Origin of the sequence: Streptomyces sp. WAC05374 (assembly GCF_004353505.1) — a bacterium.
In the GTDB taxonomy this organism is placed as follows: domain Bacteria; phylum Actinomycetota; class Actinomycetes; order Streptomycetales; family Streptomycetaceae; genus Streptomyces.
Map to the genome: position 1 here is coordinate 1 of NZ_SMNQ01000034.1, position 16189 is coordinate 16189.

Here is a 16189-nt window from a genome sequence, read left to right on the forward strand (position 1 = left end):
TTGGCACGCTGTTGAGTTCTCAAGGAACGGACGCTTCCTTCGTACTCACCCTCTCGGGCTTTCCTCCGGGCGCTTCCCTTCGGTGTTTCCAACCCTACCAGATTCTTTTTCCGTTCCGTTTCCGGTTCGGATTCAGTTTCCGGTGGCCGTTGGAGGGCCTTTGCCTTTCGGCACTCCCTCACTTTAGACCATTTCCCCTGCGACTCATAATCGAGGCGCTGGATTGAATTCCGGACACGCCGGAAGCCGACCCATTCGGGAAGTCGATCTTAGGTGGTGGATGGCTGCTCCTGGGGTGCCTGGAACGGCAGGCCCAGCTCTTGCAGCTCGGTAGACGTTAGACGCTTCGTCCCTCCGAGTCAAGTCCTCTTCCGGCGGGGCGTGTGGGCCCGGTAGGGGCTCACCGTCGGGTCGTCGTCGATCCAGAAGCGCCAGGGCTGCGTGGCCCCGTCGCCGCCCACCCCGGTGCGGGGGCCGGTGCGGACCTGGTCGGCGGAGACCGGGTCGCCGGTCAGCACGGCCAGGGGCGAGTCGGGGCCGGCGCAGGCGTCGGTGCCGTCCAGGGTGCGGTCGACGTCCAGGGCGGTGGCGAGCCGGGCGGGGCCTTTGGCCAGTTCCTTGTCGTATCGGGCCGAGAGTCGACGTTTGCGGGCGAGCTCCTGGCCGACCCGGACCTCGCCGGCTCGCAGCAGGACACCACTCGCGGCGCCCTCCGGGCCGCACACCAGGTTGAGGCAGTGCCACATGCCGTAGGTGAAGTAGACGTACGCGTGACCGGGCGGGCCGAACATCACGGCGTTGCGGGCGGTGCGGCCGCGGTAGGCGTGCGAGCCTGGGTCGGCCTCGCCCGCGTACGCCTCCACCTCGGTGAGGCGGAGCTCGATGGGGCCGTCGTCGGTCAGGCGTACCAGGGTGCGGCCCAGCAGGTCGGGGGCGACCTCCAGTACGGGGCGGTCGAAGAAGGTCCGCGGCAGCGGCGTACGGTCGGAGCTCTCGATCATGTCGTACGAGCGTACTGGGGAACCGGTCGTGGCCGTTCCGCGTATGCGCGTATGTAGGGGTCAGGATCAGACGCGGTCCGATAAGGAGTGAAGATGGGGTTCAAGAAGCTGCTGGCGAGCCTGGGCGCGGGTGGCGCGTCCGTGGAGACGGTGCTCACCGAGGCGAACGTCGTGCCCGGTGGTGTGGTCCAGGGCGAGGTACGCATCCAGGGCGGCTCGGTGGATCAGCGGATCGAGGGGCTGTCGGTCGGTCTCCAGGCGCGCGTGGAGGTCGAGGGCGGTGACCAGGAGTACAAGCAGGACATCGAATTCACGAAGGTGCGACTCGGTGGGGCCTTCGAGGTGAAGGCGGGGGCGGTGCACGTGGTGCCGTTCGGCCTGGACATCCCGTGGGAGACGCCGGTCACGACCATCGCCGGGCAGCAGCTCCGGGGGATGGACATCGGTGTGTCCACCGAGCTGGAGATCGCGCGGGCCGTGGACTCCAGTGACCTGGACGCGATCAACGTGCACCCGCTGCCGGCGCAGCAGGCGATCCTGGACGCCTTCATCCAGCTCGGCTTCCGGTTCAAGAGCGCGGACATGGAGCGCGGCCACATCCGCGGGACGCGGCAGAAGCTGCCGTTCTACCAGGAGATCGAGTTCCTGCCGCCGCAGCAGTACCGGGGGCTGAACCAGGTGGAGCTGACGTTCGTCGCTGACCAGAACGAGATGGACGTCGTCCTGGAGATGGACAAGAAGCCGGGCCTGTTCAGCGAGAGCAGCGACTCGTACCGGGCGTTCAAGGTCGGCCTGAACGACTTCCGCAGCACCGACTGGGCCGCCTACCTCAACCAGTGGCTCGCCGATGTCGGTGGCCGGCGCAACTGGCTCTAGGCTCTTCGGAGCTCGTCGGAGAACAGCGAAACGGAGGTTCTGACGTGACCGTGGCCGAGGAGAAGAGGGCGCCGCTCCCCCACGACTTCCATCCGGAGGTGCCGTCGTTCACCGTGGTGAGCGACGACATCGCGCCGGGTGCCGCGCTGACGGACGCGCAGGTGTACGCGGAGGGCAACACATCCCCGCAGCTTCGGTGGGAGGGTTTCCCGGCTCAGACGAAGAGCTTCGCCGTGACCTGCTTCGATCCGGACGCGCCGACCGGGAGCGGGTTCTGGCACTGGGTGCTGTTCGACATTCCCGCGTCGGTCACCGAGTTGCCGGCGGGTGCGGGCAGCGGGGCGTTCGAGGGCCTGCCCGACGGGGCGGTGCACGTGCGCAACGACTACGGGTCGAGGGACTTCGGCGGTGCGGCTCCGCCGAAGGGCGAGGACCACCGCTATGTCTTCACCGTGTACGCGGTGGACACGGAGAAGCTCGGGCCGGACGCGGACGCGTCGCCCGCCGTGGTCGGGTTCAATCTGCGGTTCCACACGCTGGCGCGTGCTCACCTGATCGGTCACTACGCGGAGCCCGTGGAGGGCTGAGCCGGCGCAGCCGATCGTTCGTTTTCTGTTTGCCCGCTCCTGGTCTTGGAGAGATCAGGAGCGGGCATCTTTCGTTGCGCACGGATATTGCGTTGTCCAACCCGGCGTGCCCGGCCAGAGTTGATCCCAGCCCAAGGCCCGCCGAACAGGGCCGGGCCGGCACACGGGAGGTGGGCAGGATGCGGGACACGCTGGTACTCAACGCGAGCTTCGAGCCGCTGTCGACGGTGACACTCAACCGTGCGGTGGTTCTGGTCCTTCAGGACAAGGCCGTGGTCGAGCAGGAGCATCCTCGTCTGCGCATGCGGGCGGCCGCCGTGGAACTTCCGGTGCCGCGGGTGATCAGGCTCTGCCGGTACGTCAGGGTGCCGTTCCGAAGACAGGCGCCGTGGTCGAGGCGGGGTGTGCTGGTGCGGGACCAGCACAGGTGCGCGTACTGCGGGAGGCGCGCCACCACCGTGGACCATGTCGTGCCGCGGGCGCAGGGCGGCGGGGACGACTGGCTGAACACGGTGGCGTCCTGCGCGGAGGACAATCACCGCAAGGCGGACCGTACGCCGGAGCAGGCGGGGATGCCGCTGCTGCACCAGCCGTTCGTTCCGTCGCCGGCGGACGCGATGCTGCTCGCGCTGGGTGTGCGCAACCGTGCGGAGCTGCCCGATTGGCTGTCGTCCGCGGCGGCGTGAGCCGCTGCGGCCGGGTGCTGGCCCGTCTCGTCGCCGACGTGTCGTCGGCGGGGGCGGGCCTCGTCCGTTTCCGTGTGCCGGGGGTCATCCCCTGAGGGTGAGTTGGACGATCGCCGCGGTGCCGACGATGACGATCACCGCGCGCAGTGCGGCCGGTGGGAGGCGGCGGCCGACCTTGGCTCCGATCTGGCCGCCGATGGTGGAGCCGACGGCGATCAGCAGCACGGCCGTCCAGTCGAAGTGGGCGACGAAGAGGAAGAAGAGCGCGGCGATCGTGTTGACGACGGCCGCGAGGATGTTCTTCGTCGCGTTGAGGCGCTGCATGGTGTCGTGCAGCAGCATGCCCATGAGGGGGAGATAGATGATCCCCTGGGCCGCGGTGAAGTAGCCGCCGTAGACGCTGGCGAGGAGCAGGCCGGTGAGGAGCAGGGGGCCGCCGTCGGGGTTGCCGCCGCTGCCTTCGCGCTCGCGGCGGCGCTGGACCGCCCGGGAGATGCGGGGTTGCAGCAGGACCAGGACGAGGGCGAGGGCGACCAGGACGGGGACGATGGTCTCGAAGGCGGTGGAGGGCAGGAGGAGGAGCAGTATGGCTCCGCAGAGTCCTCCGGTGGCGGCGGCGGTGCTCAGGCGCAGGACGCGGCGGCGCTGGCCGGTGAGTTCGGCGCGGTAGCCGATGGCTCCGCTGATGGAGCCGGGGATGAGGCCGAGGGCGTTGGAGACGGTGGCGGTCACGGGCGGGAGGCCGGTGGCGACCAGGACGGGGAAGGTGATGAGCGTTCCCGATCCGACGATGGTGTTGATCGTGCCGGCGCCGATGCTCGCGGCGAAGACGGCGAGCATTTCCCAGATCGTCACGCTGTGCCCTTCGTGCAGGATCAGTGCTTGCGGGATCGGTGCTTGATGCACTGATCATGCACGAAGGGGTGGGTGTTTCAGTCGACCGGGGGCTCTTCGCGGCGCTGGGCCGGGGGGCGTTCCTTGCCGGTGCCGCCGGTGTTGAAGCCGGGGGCGCCGCTGCCGAGGTTGCCGAAGGCGCCGGAGAGGCCCTTGAGGGCGTCGCCGATCTCGCTGGGGACGATCCAGAGCTTGTTGGCGTCGCCCTCGGCGATCTTCGGGAGCATCTGGAGGTACTGGTACGAGAGGAGCTTCTGGTCGGGGTCGCCGGCGTGGATGGCCTCGAAGACCGTGCGGACGGCCTGGGCCTCGCCCTCGGCGCGGAGGGCGGCGGCCTTGGCCTCACCTTCGGCGCGGAGGATGGCGGACTGCTTCTCGCCCTCGGCGGTGAGGATCTGCGACTGGCGGATGCCTTCTGCGGTGAGGATGGCGGCGCGCTTGTCGCGGTCGGCGCGCATCTGCTTCTCCATCGAGTCCTGGATGGAGGTGGGCGGCTCGATGGCCTTGAGCTCCACGCGGTTGACGCGGATGCCCCACTTGCCGGTGGCTTCGTCGAGGACGCCGCGCAGGGCGGCGTTGATCTCCTCGCGGGAGGTGAGGGTGCGCTCCAGGTCCATGCCGCCGATGATGTTGCGCAGCGTGGTGACGGTGAGCTGTTCGATCGCCTGGATGTAGCTGGCGACTTCGTAGGTCGCGGCGCGGGCGTCGGTCACCTGGTAGTAGATGACGGTGTCGATGTTCACGACCAGGTTGTCCTGGGTGATCACCGGCTGGGGCGGGAAGGGGACGACCTGTTCGCGGAGGTCGATCCGGTTGCGGATCGAGTCGATGAACGGGACGACGATGTTCAGTCCCGCGTTGAGGGTGCGGGTGTAGCGGCCGAAGCGCTCGACGATGGCGGCGCTGGCCTGCGGGATGACCTGGATCGTCTTGATCAGGGCGATGAAGACGAGCACCACCAGGATGACCAGGACGATGATGACTGATGGCATCGTGTGTTCCCCGTGCCCTTCGCTGCCGGTTGTCTGCCGGTTTCGTTGCCGGTTGGTTCGATGATCGAGTTTCGCAGACGGCGGGCCCTCGCGTGCGCCGTTCGGCGGGAGTTGACCAGGTTGCCTATGTTTGACGCCTCGTCATGGCACTACATCACGACGGCGGTCGCACCGTCGATCTCGACCACGTCGACCTGCCGGCCCGGTTCGAAGACCTGGTCGGTGTCGAGGGCGCGGGCGGACCAGATCTCGCCGGCGAGTTTGATCCGGCCGCCGGTGCCGTCGACCCGTTCCAGGACGACGGCCTGTCTGCCTCTGAGGGCGTCCACGTTGGTGGCCAGTTGGGGCCGGCCGTCGCGGTGGCGGGCCGCGATGGGGCGGACCACCGCGATGAGGGCGACGGAGACGGCGGCGAAGACGACCACTTGGGCCACGATGCCGAAGCCGAGGCCCGCGGTGACGGCTCCGGCGATCGCTCCGACGGACAGCATTCCGAATTCCGGCATCGCGGTCAGGACGAGCGGGATGCCGAGTCCCACCGCGCCGATCAGCCACCAGACCCATGCGTCGATGTCCACGTGGTCATGGTAGGACCGGGGGTCGGGTCGCGGACAGGGCGCGGTGGGGCTCCCTCGGTCGGAAGGGGTGTCAGGAGAGGGGCAGACCCTGAGCGGTGTAGCGGTCGCCGACGCGCTCGACGACGAGCGGCAGGCCGAAGCAGTGCGAGAGGTTGCGGGAGGTCAGCTCCGTCTCGACCGGTCCGGCGGCGAGCACCTTGCCCTGACGGATCATCAGGACGTGGGTGAAGCCCGGGGGGATCTCCTCGACGTGGTGGGTGACCATGATCATCGAGGGGGCGTAGGCGTCGCGGGCGAGGCGGCCGAGGCGGCGCACCAGGTCCTCGCGGCCGCCGAGGTCGAGGCCGGCGGCCGGCTCGTCGAGGAGCAGCAGCTCGGGGTCGGTCATCATGGCGCGGGCGATCAGGGTGCGCTTGCGCTCGCCCTCGGAGAGGGTGCCGAAGGTGCGGTCCAGGTACTCGGTCATGCCGAGGCGGTCGAGGAAGGCGCGGGCGCGGTCCTCGTCGACGGCGTCGTAGTCCTCGTTCCAGGTGGCGGTCATGCCGTACGCGGCGGTGAGGACGGTCTGGAGGACGGTCTGCCGCTTGGGCAGCTTGTCGGCCATGGCGATGCCGGCCATGCCGATGCGGGGGCGCAGCTCGAAGACGTCGACCTTGCCGAGCCGGTCGCCCAGGATGCGGGCGGTGCCGCTGCTCGGGAAGAGGTAGCTGGACGCGACGTTGAGGAGGGTGGTCTTGCCGGCGCCGTTGGGGCCGAGGATGACCCAGCGCTCGCCCTCCTTGACCGACCAGGAGACGTCGTCCACCAGAGCACGTCCGTCGCGGACCACGGATACGTCCACCAGCTCCAGTACATCGCTCATGAGCGCGTTGTCTCCCCTATGCGGTCGAGTCTCGTCGTCGCTTGCGCCTGTGGGCGAAGCTCCCAGGGGAAAACCTACGCCACTGGTGGCGTGAGCCGGTCGTTAGGTCTCCCTAGGTCCGCTCGGGTCCGGTTCGGGAACGGTGTCCCGGTGGCAGTGCCTAGGGTGGGGGGATGCTTTCGGAACCACGTTCAGGACGGTTGGCCGCATGGGGGAACGCCCTGCTGGCCGGGTTGGTGTCGCCGGATGAGGCCGTGCTCGCGATCGTCGGCGACGACGCGGTGCACCGGGTGGAGGGGCTGCCGGGTGAGGAGGGGCAGGTCGGTCTGACGCTGGCGCTGGGCAGGCTGCGGGCGCTGGGCGTCACGGGCTGGCGGGTGGCGCTGCCGGCGCCGGGGCACCCGCTGGGGCTGAGCGGTCCGCCGGAGTTCAACGCCAGGGCGCTGCAGGCGGAGGAGGCGGTCGTCGGGTACGGGGCGGGCTTCGGTCTGGTGCCGGAGGTGTACGAGGCGGGGCCGGGCGCCGGTGACCTGCACGTGGAGGTGGTGTGGCACTGCCTGCCGGTGCGGGAGGCGCCGCCGGCGGACGTGCCGTCGCTGGGTGAGGCGGAGCGGGAGCTGGCGGAGGCGCTGCGGGAGGCGACGGTGGTGCTGACGCGGCTGGACGTGGCGGCGTCGGGTCCGGTGGCGGAGGCGGCGCTCGACGCGTACCGGGCGCGGGCGGAGGCGGGGCGTGCGGTGCTGGCGCCGGGGTATCCGCCGCGGGCGGTGCGGGTGCTGGAGCTGGCTCAGCGGGTGGGGCTGCTGGTGTCGCTGGCGTACGCGCCGGCGTACGGGACGGGGAGTGCGCACGGCGGGGCGGTGAGCGCGTCGGAGATGGCGGCCCGGGCGGAGGCGCTGCGGCCGGTGGAGCGTGTGGCCAGGCGGGCGCAGGTGGCGGCGTTCAACGCGTGGGTGGAGGAGCGCGAGCGGGGGTGAGTCCCGTGGGGGCGGTGGGCCGGGGCCGGTTCGGGCGGTGGCCGGCCCCGGCCCTCCGGGCGTGCGACGGCCCCCAGGTGGGGCTGGGGGCCGGGGCGGTCGATCAGCCGTCAGTGGTTGACGGCGGTGTTGCCGAAGGCCGGGTTCAGGAGGCCGATCACGTTGACGCTGTTGCCCGAGACGTTCACCGGGACGTGGACCGGGACCTGAACCAGGTTGCCGGAGCCGACGCCGGGCGACCCGATGGCCGCGCCGTCCGCGTGCGCACCGCTGGTGGCGGACGCGGCGCCCGCGGCGGCGGCCACGAGTCCACCGGCGACCATGGTGACGGCAGCGGCCTTCTTCAGGTTCTTCACTTCGCACATCCTCCGTTGACTCTCGCCGCGGCGATCACCGCGGCACGCCATGGAGAACGCCCGCCCGGCGCATGGGTTGCGCCGAGTGGGTGACATACACCCGACAGTATGAATCTCGTACCGCCAGGGAACCCCGGGTTGACCGGTGGACCGGTGGACCGGTTCAGCCGGTTCAGCCGGTCAGGCCGTGGCGGACCGCCCAGAGGGCGGCCTGGGTGCGGTCGGCGAGGTCCAGCTTCATCAGGATGTTCGAGACGTGCGTCTTGACGGTCTTCTCCGAGAGGACCAGCGCCCGGGCGATCTCCCGGTTGGACCGGCCGTCGGCGATCAGGCCCAGGACCTCGCGCTCCCGCTCGGTGAGGGTGCCGCCCCGGCCCGTGCCGCCGTTGGTCTCCTCCTGGGAGAGCAGCGCCACGGCCACCTCCGGCTGGAGCAGGACGTGCCCGGCGTGCACCGACCGGATGGCGCCGGCCAGGGCGTCGGGATCGACGTCCTTGTAGACGTAACCCGACGCGCCCGCCCGCAGGGCCGGGACGACCGTGCGCTGCTCGGTGAAGCTGGTGACGATCAGCACCTTGGCCGCGTTGCCCAGCTCGCGGAGCTTGCGCAGGGCCTCGATGCCGTCCATGCCGGGCATCTTGACGTCCATGAGGACGACGTCGGGGCGCAGCTCCTCGGCGCGGGCCACGCCCTCGGCGCCGTCGCCCGCCTCACCCACCACCTCGATGTCGTCCTGGACCTCCAGGAACGTGCGCAGTCCGCGGCGGACCACCTGGTGGTCGTCGACCAGCAGGACGCGGATGCCAGTCTGTGAACGGGGCACAGCCTCAGCCACCGGGGACCTCCATCTCGATCGTGGTGCCCTTACCGGGCGCGGACTGGACGGTGAGCCTGCCGCCGACGCCGCCCGCCCGGTCCCGCATCGAGACCAGGCCCAGGTGGCGGCCGGCCCGGCGGACCGACCGCGGTTCGAAGCCCTTGCCGTTGTCGGTGACGCTGAGCAGGGCGCCCTGGCCGCGGCGTACGAGGGAGACGGCCACCCGGTCGGCGCCGGAGTGCCGCAGCGCGTTGTGCAGTGCCTCCTGGGCGACCCGGAGCATGGCCTCCTCCTGGGCGGCGGGCAGGGCCCGCACCCCGGAGCTGTCGAACGTCACCCGGGCGGTGTGGGCGCGGTCCAGGACCTGGATCTGCGTACGGAGGGTGTGGACGAGGCCGTCCTCGTCGAGCGCGGCGGGGCGCAGCTCGACGACCGCGGCACGCAGCTCGTCGGCGGCCTCGGCGGCGAGCACGGCGACCTGCTGGAGCTCGCCCTTGGCCCGGGCCGGGTCGCGGTCGACCAGGGCGGCGGCGGCCTGGGCGGTGAGGCGCAGGGAGAAGAGCTTCTGGCTGACGGCGTCGTGCAGCTCGTGGGCGAGCCGGGAGCGCTCCTCGGCGATGGTGAGCTCGCGGCTGCGCTCGTACAGCCGGGCGTTGGTGAGGGCTATCGCGGCGTGCTGGGCGAGGATGCCGAGCAGGGCCTCGTCGTCCTCGGTGAAGCCGCAGCCGCCCCGCGGGGCGGTGTCCCCGGGGCAGCGCTTGTTGGCGAGGAAGAGCGCGCCGATCGTCTCGTCGCCGTCCCGGATGGGCAGGCCCAGGAAGTCCGACATGTCGGGGTGGGCGGCGGGCCAGCCCTCGAAGCGCGGGTCCTTGCGCACGTCGGCGAGGCGCTCGGTCTTCGCCTCGCGGAGCATCGCGGCGAGGATGCCGTGCTGGCGCGGGAGGGGGCCGATCGCCTTCCACTGCTCGTCGCTGACGCCGTCCACGACGAACTGGGCGAAGCCGCCGTGGTCGTCGGGGACGCCCAGCGCCGCGTACTCGGCGTCGAGCAGCTCACGGGCGGAGGCGACGATCGTCTTGAGGACGTCGCGCACCTCCAGGTGTCTGCTCATCGCGAGCAGGGCGGTGCTGACGGCGGCGAGGCCGGAGCGGGGCGGTCGATCGGTCATGCGTTCACGTTACCGGCGGGGGATGACAGTCCGTATCGGACCGGGGACGGCGGCCGCGTGGGGCCGCGGACCTAGGCCGAAGTGCCGCACGGGTCGGGGCTCGGGGCGGAGGCGGCCGCGCGGCCCCGGGTTCCAGGCTGAGGGCATCGATTTCCGACGTGAACAGGGGATGGGTGTCATGGCTGTCGCGATCATCACGGGTGCTTCCAAGGGGCTGGGGCGGGCGCTGGCCGTGGCGCTCGCCCGGGAGGGCTGGGATCTGGTGCTGGACGCCCGGACCGCGTCCGTACTGGAGGAGAGCGCGCGACGGGCGCGGGCGCACGGGACGCGGGTGGTGGCGCTGCCGGGGGACGTCGCGGACGGGTGGCACCGGGCGGCGCTGGTGGCGGCGGCGCGGGAGCTGGGTGGGCTGGACCTGCTGGTCAGCAACGCGAGCGCGCTGGGTGCCGAGCCGCTGGTGCGGCTGGACGCGCTGCCGCTGGAGGGGTTGCGGGTGGCGCTGGAGACCAATGTGGTGGCCGCCCTCGGCCTCGTACAGGAGGCTCTTCCGCTGCTGCGGGCGAGTGCGTCGGGGGCGGTGATGGCGCTCAGTTCGGACGCGGCCGTGGAGGCGTACGAGACGTGGGGCGGGTACGGGGCGTCGAAGGCGGCGCTGGACCGGCTCGCGGCGGTGCTGGCCGTGGAGGAGCCGGGGCTGCGGGTCTGGGCGGTCGACCCGGGCGACATGCGGACGGATCTGTACCGGGCGGCCGTCCCGCTGGACGACGACGCGGGGCGCCCGAGTCCGGAGTCGGTGGTTCCGGCGTTCCTGCGGCTGCTGGCGGAGCGGCCGGCGAGCGGGCGGTTCACGGCTCCCGCGCTGCTGGGGGTGGGGGCGTGAGTGTGCTCGAGGCGCTGCGGGTGCCGGAGGAGCTGTCGGCGCGGGTGCCGGCCGAGCAGCGGGGCTCGGGGCGGGACGACGTACGGCTGATGGTGTCGCGCGGGACGGATGTGACGCACCACGCGTTCCGTGAGCTGCCGGGGCTGCTGCGCGCCGGGGACGTGCTGGTGGTGAACACCTCGCCGACGCTGGCCGCCGCGGTGACCGGGCGGCTGGGCCGGGAGACGGTGGTGGTGCACTTCTCCACGTGCGGGGACGACGGGCGCTGGTCGGTGGAGGTGCGGGACCCGGACGGGCGGGGCAGTACGCGGCCCAGGCCCGGCGGGCCGGCGGGCGCGGTGGTGCGGCTGCCGGGCGGGGCGCAGCTCGTGCTGGAGGAGCCGCTGAGTCCGGGGTCGGGGCGGCTGTGGTGGGCGTCGGTCTCGGTGGGTGTGCCGGGGCTGCTGGCCGGGTACGGGCGTCCCATCCGGTACCGGTACACGGAGCGGGACCAGCCGGTGGCCGCGTACCAGACCGTGTTCGCCCGGCCGTCGCGGGACGGGGCGGGCTCCGCGGAGATGCCGAGCGCCGCGCGGCCGTTCACGGCGGGGACGGTGGCGGAGCTGGTGAGCCGGGGCGTGCAGTTCGCGCCGGTGAGGCTGCACACGGGGGTGGCGTCGGTGGAGGCGCACGAGCCGCCGTACCCGGAGCGGTTCGAGGTGCCGGCGGCGACCGCGTGGCTGGTGGGTGCGGCACGGGCGGCCGGCGGGCGGATCGTGGCCGTGGGGACGACGGCGGTGCGGGCGCTGGAGTCGGCGGCCGGGGAGGACGGCGTGGTGCGCCCGGCCTCCGGCTGGACGGACCTGGTGGTCACGCCGCGGCGCGGGGTGCGTGCCGTGGACGGGCTGCTGACCGGGCTGCACGAGCCGGAGGCGTCGCACCTGCTGATGCTGGAGGCCGTCGCCGGGCGGGAGGCGCTGGGGCGTGCGTACGCCGAGGCGCTGAGGCGGCAGTACCTGTGGCACGAGTTCGGCGACGTCCATCTCCTCCTCCCGGAGGAGGGCCCTCACTGAGCGCATTGCTCGTGCAACAGATGGTGAGACCGTTACCTGCCCGATGTGAGCCCGCACATAGGACGCAGGTCACTTACGAACCGGGCTAGTGGAGGACATAAACACCGGATGAGTGCTGGTCCAGCGGGTGCGGGGCGGGTGCGGACACGCTCTTCGGCACCCGCTGATCCACTACCCGGCTTCGTACGTCACACCTTTGCCTCCCGATTTTGCTGCCGCTAAGAATTGCAGCCGTCGCCCGCCGCAGCAGGCGTAGCGCCGCCCCGGCCACGCGACGTCCCGCTATTCGAAGAGGTACGACTGCATGTCCGCGTCCAGCACCCGCCGCCCCGGCTTCAGCCGTCTCAAGCAGAACCACAAGCTCTCCCTCGCCGGCATCGCCACGCTGAGCGCCGCCGCGCTCGCGTTCTCCGTCGTTCCTGGCAACGACGCCGCCGCCGAGACGGAGCCGCAGGCTGTCGCCGCCGCCCCCGCTGCCGCTCCGGTCGCGCTGACCAGCACGCTCTCCAACACGCAGAGCAAGCCCCTGCACCTCGGCATCACCGAGCAGCAGACGACGATCGAGCTGAAGGCGAAGGCCGACGCCGCCGCCGCGAAGGCGAAGGCCCAGGCCGCCGCTGCCGCCAAGGCCAAGGCGCAGGCCGCCGCTGCCGCCAAGGCGAAGGCCCAGGCCCAGGCCGCCGCGAAGAAGCGCGCCGCCGCCAAGGCCGCCGCCAGCCGCGCCGCCGCCCGCAAGCCGGTGTTCGCCAACAACCTCGACGGCTGGATCCGCGAGGCGCTCTTCATCATGAAGAAGCACAACATCCCGGGCACCTACGACGGCATCCACCGCAACATCATGCGGGAGTCCAGCGGTAACCCCCGGGCCATCAACAACTGGGACATCAACGCCATCAACGGCGTCCCGTCCAAGGGCCTGCTCCAGGTCATCTACCCGACCTTCAAGGCCTACCACGTGCCGGGCACCAAGTTCGACCAGTACGACCCGGTCGCCAACATCGTCGCCGCCTGCAACTACGCGGCCGACCGCTACGGCTCGATGGACAACGTGAACAGCGCCTACTGAGCCTGTCGCGACATGCCGGAGGGCGGCACCCCGTGCGGGGTGCCGCCCTCCGGCGTACGTGCGTGCGGGTTACTTCCGCATGACCTCCGGCTCGTGGCGGCGCAGCAGGCGCGCCACGATCACGCCGCAGATGGCGCCGAGCGCCAGGAGCGCGCCCATGTCGGCCATCCACATGCCCACCTCGTGGTCCCACAGCGGGTCCGTGTCGGTGGGGTCGTCCTGGTTGGGGAAGAGCTTGTTGAGCTCCACCGTCGTACCGGCGGCGGCGACGGCCCAGCGGGACGGCATCAGGTACGAGAACTCGTTGACGCCGACCTGGCCGTGCAGCGTGAACAGACAGCCCGTGAACACCACCTGGATGATCGCGAACATCACCAGCAGCGGCATCGTCTTCTCGGCGGTCTTCACCAGCGAGGAGATGATCAGGCCGAACATCATCGAGGTGAAGCCGAGCGCCATGATCGGCAGGCTGAGCTCCAGACGCACCAGGGAGGAGCCGAAGAGCAGGCCCTCGTCCGGCACGTCCCGCATGCCGAAGCCGATGCCGCCGATGATCGCGCCCTGGATGACCGTGATCAGGCCGAGGACGATCACCTTCGACATCAGATACGCCGAACGTGACAGGCCCGTAGCCCGTTCCCGTTCGTAGATGACCCGTTCCTTGATCAACTCTCGTACGGAGTTGGCGGCGCCGGCGAAGCAGGCACCCACCGCGAGAATCAGCAGGATCGTCGCCGCGCTGCCGTTCGGGCCGCGCGGGCTGGGCCGGAGGCCGTAGTTCGAGCTGATCAGCGTGGAAACCACACCGAGGACGGCCGGCAGGATCACCATCAGGGCCATGAAGCCCTTGTCGGAGGCGATCACCGAGAGGTAGCGGCGGATCAGGGTCCAGAGCTGCGCGCCCCAGCCCTGCGGCTTGGGCGGGCGCATCGCGTGCGCCGACGGCATCTCCACCGACTGCGGGGCGACCGCGTCGAGGTCCGCGGCGTACATCTGGTAGTGCTGCGAGCCCTTCCAGCGGCCCGCCCAGTCGTAGTCGCGGTAGTTCTCGAAGGCGGAGAAGACGTCCGCCCACGTGTCGTAGCCGAAGAAGTTGAGCGCCTCCTCCGGCGGGCCGAAGTAGGCCACCGAACCGCCGGGCGCCATGACCAGCAGCTTGTCGCAGAGCGCGAGCTCGGCGACGGAGTGGGTGACGACCAGGACCGTACGGCCGTCGTCGGCCAGCCCGCGCAGCAACTGCATGACGTCGCGGTCCATGCCCGGGTCGAGGCCCGAGGTCGGCTCGTCCAGGAAGATCAGGGACGGCTTCGTCAGCAGCTCCAGGGCGACCGAGACGCGCTTGCGCTGACCGCCGGAGAGGGCGGTGATCTTCTTGGTCTTGTGGATGTCGAGCTTCAGCTCGCGCAGGACCTCGTCGATCCGCGCCTCGCGCTCCTGCTCGGTGGTGTCCGCGGGGAAACGGAGCTTCGCGGCGTACTTCAGCGCCGTGCGGACGGTCAGCTCCTTGTGCAGGATGTCGTCCTGCGGGACCAGACCGATGCGCTGGCGGAGCTCGGCGAACTGCTTGTACAGGTTCCGGTTGTCGTAGAGGACGTCGCCCTGGTTGGCGGGCCGGTAGCCGGTGAGCGCCTTGAGCAGGGTCGACTTGCCGGAGCCGGACGGGCCGATGACCGCGATGAGCGACTTCTCCGGAACACCGAAGGAGACGTCCTTCAGGATCTGCTTGCCGCCGTCGACCGTGACGGTGAGGTGGCGGGCGGAGAAGGAGACCTCACCGGTGTCGACGAACTCCTCGAGCCGGTCACCGACGAGCCGGAACGTCGAGTGGCCGACGCCGACGATGTCGTTGGGGCCGATGAGCGCGGAGCCGGACTTGGCCAGCGGCTGACCGTTGACGTACGTGCCGTTGTGCGAGCCGAGGTCACGGATCTCGAACCGGCCGTCGGGCGTGGCGTGGAACTCGGCGTGGTGGCGCGAGACCTGGAGGTCGGAGACGACCAGCTCGTTCTCGAGCGCACGACCGATGCGCATGACGCGGCCCAGCGCGAACTGGTGGAAGGTGGTCGGGCTGCGCTCGGCGTGGACCGGCGAGGCCGCCGGGGCGCCGCCCTGGCCCGGGACCTTCTGCGCGTACTGCTCGGCAGGAGCGCCGGGGTGGCCGGGGTGGCCCGCGGAGCCGGGCTGCTGGTGCGGGACGTGCGGCTGGGCGGGGGCCTGGGCCTGGTGAGGCTGGGCCTGGTGGGGCTGCTGGGCCTGGGCGGGCTGCTGCGCCTGCTGGGGCCAGCCCTGCTGGTGGGGCTGCTGCGGCGCGGCGGCCTGGGCCGGCGCCTGCTGCTGCCAGGCCTGCTGCGGCGCGGCCGACGGGGCGTGCGCCTGGGCCTGCGGGGCCGCGCCCTGGGCGCTGAACGCGCCCGCGGCCGAGGCACTGTCGGTCAGGCTCAGCCGGGGGCCGTCGGTCGCGTTGCCGAGGTGCACGGCGGAGCCGGGGCCGATCTCCATCTGGTGGATCCGCTGGCCCTGCACGTACGTGCCGTTGGTGGAGCCGTGGTCCTCGATGGCCCAACTGCGGCCGTTCCAGCTCACCGTGGCATGCCGCCACGAAACCCTGGCGTCGTCGATCACCAGGTCGCCCTGCGGATCACGTCCGAGGGTGTACGACCTGGACGGATCGAGAGCCCAGGTCCTTCCGTTCAATTCCAGTACGAGTTCCGGCACTCCATGCCCCACTACTTGTCCCCCGAGTTCCCCCCGTGGCAGGGAGTCTAGGGATGGCGAACATCGGGGGGAACTATTTCAGGCCCGGCGCCCGAATCGAAAGTCGGGCGGTGTGAAGACCGCGCGCAGGGTCTCTGGCCGCCCGCATCCGTGTGCCGTTGACTGTGGAGAAATGCGCCCGGAGAGTGGTAAGCACCCATGAGTGCGTACGGATCATGCGTGAATGGGGCAACTCGGCACGGATCGCGGGTTCTTCTGGGGGGTCCTTATGTACGAGGACGGCGACGGCCGACGTACCCGGTGGGTTGATGTGATCCTGGCCTCGATCGCCGCCGTGAGCTGGTCGCTGGTCGCCATGGCGGCCGTCGCGGCGCTCGGTCTGCACCTGCTTGGGGCGGATGCGGCGGATACGGGTCATTGGGCGGGCGCGACCGGACCGGCGGGGGGGGCGGGGGGGGGGGGGGGGGGGGGGGGGGGGGGGGGGGGGGGGGGGGGTGGCGGGGGGGGGGGGGGGGGGGGGGGGGGGCGGGGGGGGGGCGGGGGGGGGGGGGGGGCGGGGGGGGGGGGGGGGGGGGGGGGGGGGGGGGGGGGGGGGGGGGGGGGGGGGGGGGGGGGGGGGGGGGGGGGGGGGGGGGGGGGGGGGGGGGGGGGGGGGGGGGGGGGGGGGGGGGGGGGGGGGGGG

The 16189-nt window shown here is 71.5% G+C and carries 16 protein-coding genes; 7 read left to right on the forward strand and 9 right to left on the reverse strand.

The window, feature by feature from the left end; translation table 11 throughout:
- Positions 1-359 precede the first annotated feature (359 nt).
- A complete protein-coding gene (locus tag E2B92_RS32220) occupies positions 360-1001 on the reverse strand; it encodes a DNA-3-methyladenine glycosylase (protein WP_126887796.1) in 642 nt (213 codons plus the stop codon).
- Between the two features lie 93 nt (positions 1002-1094).
- Here E2B92_RS32220 and E2B92_RS32225 point away from each other — a divergent pair, with 93 nt between their 5' ends.
- The 3 genes from E2B92_RS32225 (at position 1095) to E2B92_RS32235 (ending at position 3150) form a co-directional block, all read left to right on the forward strand.
- On the forward strand, positions 1095-1877 hold the full coding sequence (locus E2B92_RS32225; RefSeq protein WP_126887795.1) for a sporulation protein: 783 nt from the start codon (positions 1095-1097) through the stop codon (positions 1875-1877).
- A 50-nt stretch (positions 1878-1927) separates the two neighbouring features.
- A complete protein-coding gene (locus E2B92_RS32230) occupies positions 1928-2464 on the forward strand; it encodes a YbhB/YbcL family Raf kinase inhibitor-like protein (protein WP_126887799.1) in 537 nt (178 codons plus the stop codon).
- A 179-nt stretch (positions 2465-2643) separates the two neighbouring features.
- A complete protein-coding gene (locus E2B92_RS32235) occupies positions 2644-3150 on the forward strand; it encodes an HNH endonuclease (RefSeq protein WP_126887794.1) in 507 nt (168 codons plus the stop codon).
- Between the two features lie 84 nt (positions 3151-3234).
- Here the strand turns inward: E2B92_RS32235 and E2B92_RS32240 are convergent, their stop codons facing one another.
- From E2B92_RS32240 to E2B92_RS32255, 4 genes are all read right to left on the reverse strand, one after another.
- On the reverse strand, positions 3235-4005 hold the full coding sequence (locus tag E2B92_RS32240; protein WP_126887793.1) for a sulfite exporter TauE/SafE family protein: 771 nt from the start codon (positions 4003-4005) through the stop codon (positions 3235-3237).
- Positions 4006-4082: 77 nt separating this feature from the next.
- Positions 4083-5036: an SPFH domain-containing protein gene (locus E2B92_RS32245; protein ID WP_064072637.1), complete on the reverse strand. Its 954-nt coding sequence runs from the start codon at positions 5034-5036 to the stop codon at positions 4083-4085.
- A gap of 149 nt (positions 5037-5185) precedes the next feature.
- Positions 5186-5614: an NfeD family protein gene (locus E2B92_RS32250; protein WP_126887792.1), complete on the reverse strand. Its 429-nt coding sequence runs from the start codon at positions 5612-5614 to the stop codon at positions 5186-5188.
- A 70-nt stretch (positions 5615-5684) separates the two neighbouring features.
- Positions 5685-6476: an ABC transporter ATP-binding protein gene (locus E2B92_RS32255; protein WP_126887791.1), complete on the reverse strand. Its 792-nt coding sequence runs from the start codon at positions 6474-6476 to the stop codon at positions 5685-5687.
- Between the two features lie 173 nt (positions 6477-6649).
- On the opposite strand from E2B92_RS32255, the gene E2B92_RS32260 reads away from it, so the two are divergent.
- Positions 6650-7453 carry a hypothetical protein gene (locus E2B92_RS32260; RefSeq protein WP_126887790.1) on the forward strand — a complete coding sequence of 268 codons (804 nt, stop codon included), beginning with the start codon at positions 6650-6652 and terminating at the stop codon, positions 7451-7453.
- 110 nt (positions 7454-7563) lie between these two features.
- On the opposite strand, the gene E2B92_RS32265 is transcribed toward E2B92_RS32260, so the two are convergent.
- The 3 genes from E2B92_RS32265 to E2B92_RS32275 all read right to left on the reverse strand — a co-directional run bounded on the left by E2B92_RS32265 (position 7564) and on the right by E2B92_RS32275 (position 9794).
- Positions 7564-7809: a chaplin gene (locus tag E2B92_RS32265; RefSeq protein WP_126887789.1), complete on the reverse strand. Its 246-nt coding sequence runs from the start codon at positions 7807-7809 to the stop codon at positions 7564-7566.
- A gap of 172 nt (positions 7810-7981) precedes the next feature.
- Complete coding sequence (locus tag E2B92_RS32270; RefSeq protein WP_235024079.1) at positions 7982-8644, reverse strand: response regulator; 663 nt, start codon at positions 8642-8644, stop codon at positions 7982-7984.
- Positions 8637-9794, reverse strand: a complete 1158-nt coding sequence (locus tag E2B92_RS32275; protein ID WP_126887788.1) for a GAF domain-containing sensor histidine kinase — start codon at positions 9792-9794, stop codon at positions 8637-8639. Before E2B92_RS32275 ends, E2B92_RS32270 begins: the two co-directional genes overlap by 8 nt.
- Positions 9795-9972: 178 nt before the next feature.
- Between E2B92_RS32275 and E2B92_RS32280 the strand changes: the two genes are divergently transcribed.
- The 3 genes from E2B92_RS32280 to E2B92_RS32290 all read left to right on the forward strand — a co-directional run bounded on the left by E2B92_RS32280 (position 9973) and on the right by E2B92_RS32290 (position 12792).
- Positions 9973-10674: an SDR family NAD(P)-dependent oxidoreductase gene (locus tag E2B92_RS32280; RefSeq protein ID WP_126887787.1), complete on the forward strand. Its 702-nt coding sequence runs from the start codon at positions 9973-9975 to the stop codon at positions 10672-10674.
- Positions 10671-11726, forward strand: coding sequence for an S-adenosylmethionine:tRNA ribosyltransferase-isomerase (locus E2B92_RS32285; protein ID WP_126887786.1), 1056 nt, complete (start codon positions 10671-10673; stop codon positions 11724-11726). The genes E2B92_RS32280 and E2B92_RS32285 overlap by 4 nt, the downstream gene beginning before the upstream one ends.
- 304 nt (positions 11727-12030) lie before the next feature.
- Entirely contained in the window at positions 12031-12792 is a 762-nt protein-coding gene (locus E2B92_RS32290) for a transglycosylase SLT domain-containing protein (protein WP_126887785.1), read from the forward strand.
- 69 nt (positions 12793-12861) lie between these two features.
- On the opposite strand, the gene E2B92_RS32295 is transcribed toward E2B92_RS32290, so the two are convergent.
- Positions 12862-15507: an ABC transporter ATP-binding protein/permease gene (locus E2B92_RS32295; RefSeq protein ID WP_185923688.1), complete on the reverse strand. Its 2646-nt coding sequence runs from the start codon at positions 15505-15507 to the stop codon at positions 12862-12864.
- Positions 15508-16189: the final 682 nt, after the last annotated feature.

Coding starts and splice junctions, on each gene's coding strand:
- E2B92_RS32255 (WP_126887791.1), bottom strand. CDS start 6,476: ATGAGCGATGTACTGGAGCTGGTGGACGTATCCGTGGTCCGCGACGGA.
- E2B92_RS32235 (WP_126887794.1), top strand. CDS start 2,644: ATGCGGGACACGCTGGTACTCAACGCGAGCTTCGAGCCGCTGTCGACG.
- E2B92_RS32260 (WP_126887790.1), top strand. CDS start 6,650: ATGCTTTCGGAACCACGTTCAGGACGGTTGGCCGCATGGGGGAACGCC.
- E2B92_RS32225 (WP_126887795.1), top strand. CDS start 1,095: ATGGGGTTCAAGAAGCTGCTGGCGAGCCTGGGCGCGGGTGGCGCGTCC.
- E2B92_RS32220 (WP_126887796.1), bottom strand. CDS start 1,001: ATGATCGAGAGCTCCGACCGTACGCCGCTGCCGCGGACCTTCTTCGAC.
- E2B92_RS32275 (WP_126887788.1), bottom strand. CDS start 9,794: ATGACCGATCGACCGCCCCGCTCCGGCCTCGCCGCCGTCAGCACCGCC.
- E2B92_RS32280 (WP_126887787.1), top strand. CDS start 9,973: ATGGCTGTCGCGATCATCACGGGTGCTTCCAAGGGGCTGGGGCGGGCG.
- E2B92_RS32290 (WP_126887785.1), top strand. CDS start 12,031: ATGTCCGCGTCCAGCACCCGCCGCCCCGGCTTCAGCCGTCTCAAGCAG.
- E2B92_RS32245 (WP_064072637.1), bottom strand. CDS start 5,036: ATGCCATCAGTCATCATCGTCCTGGTCATCCTGGTGGTGCTCGTCTTC.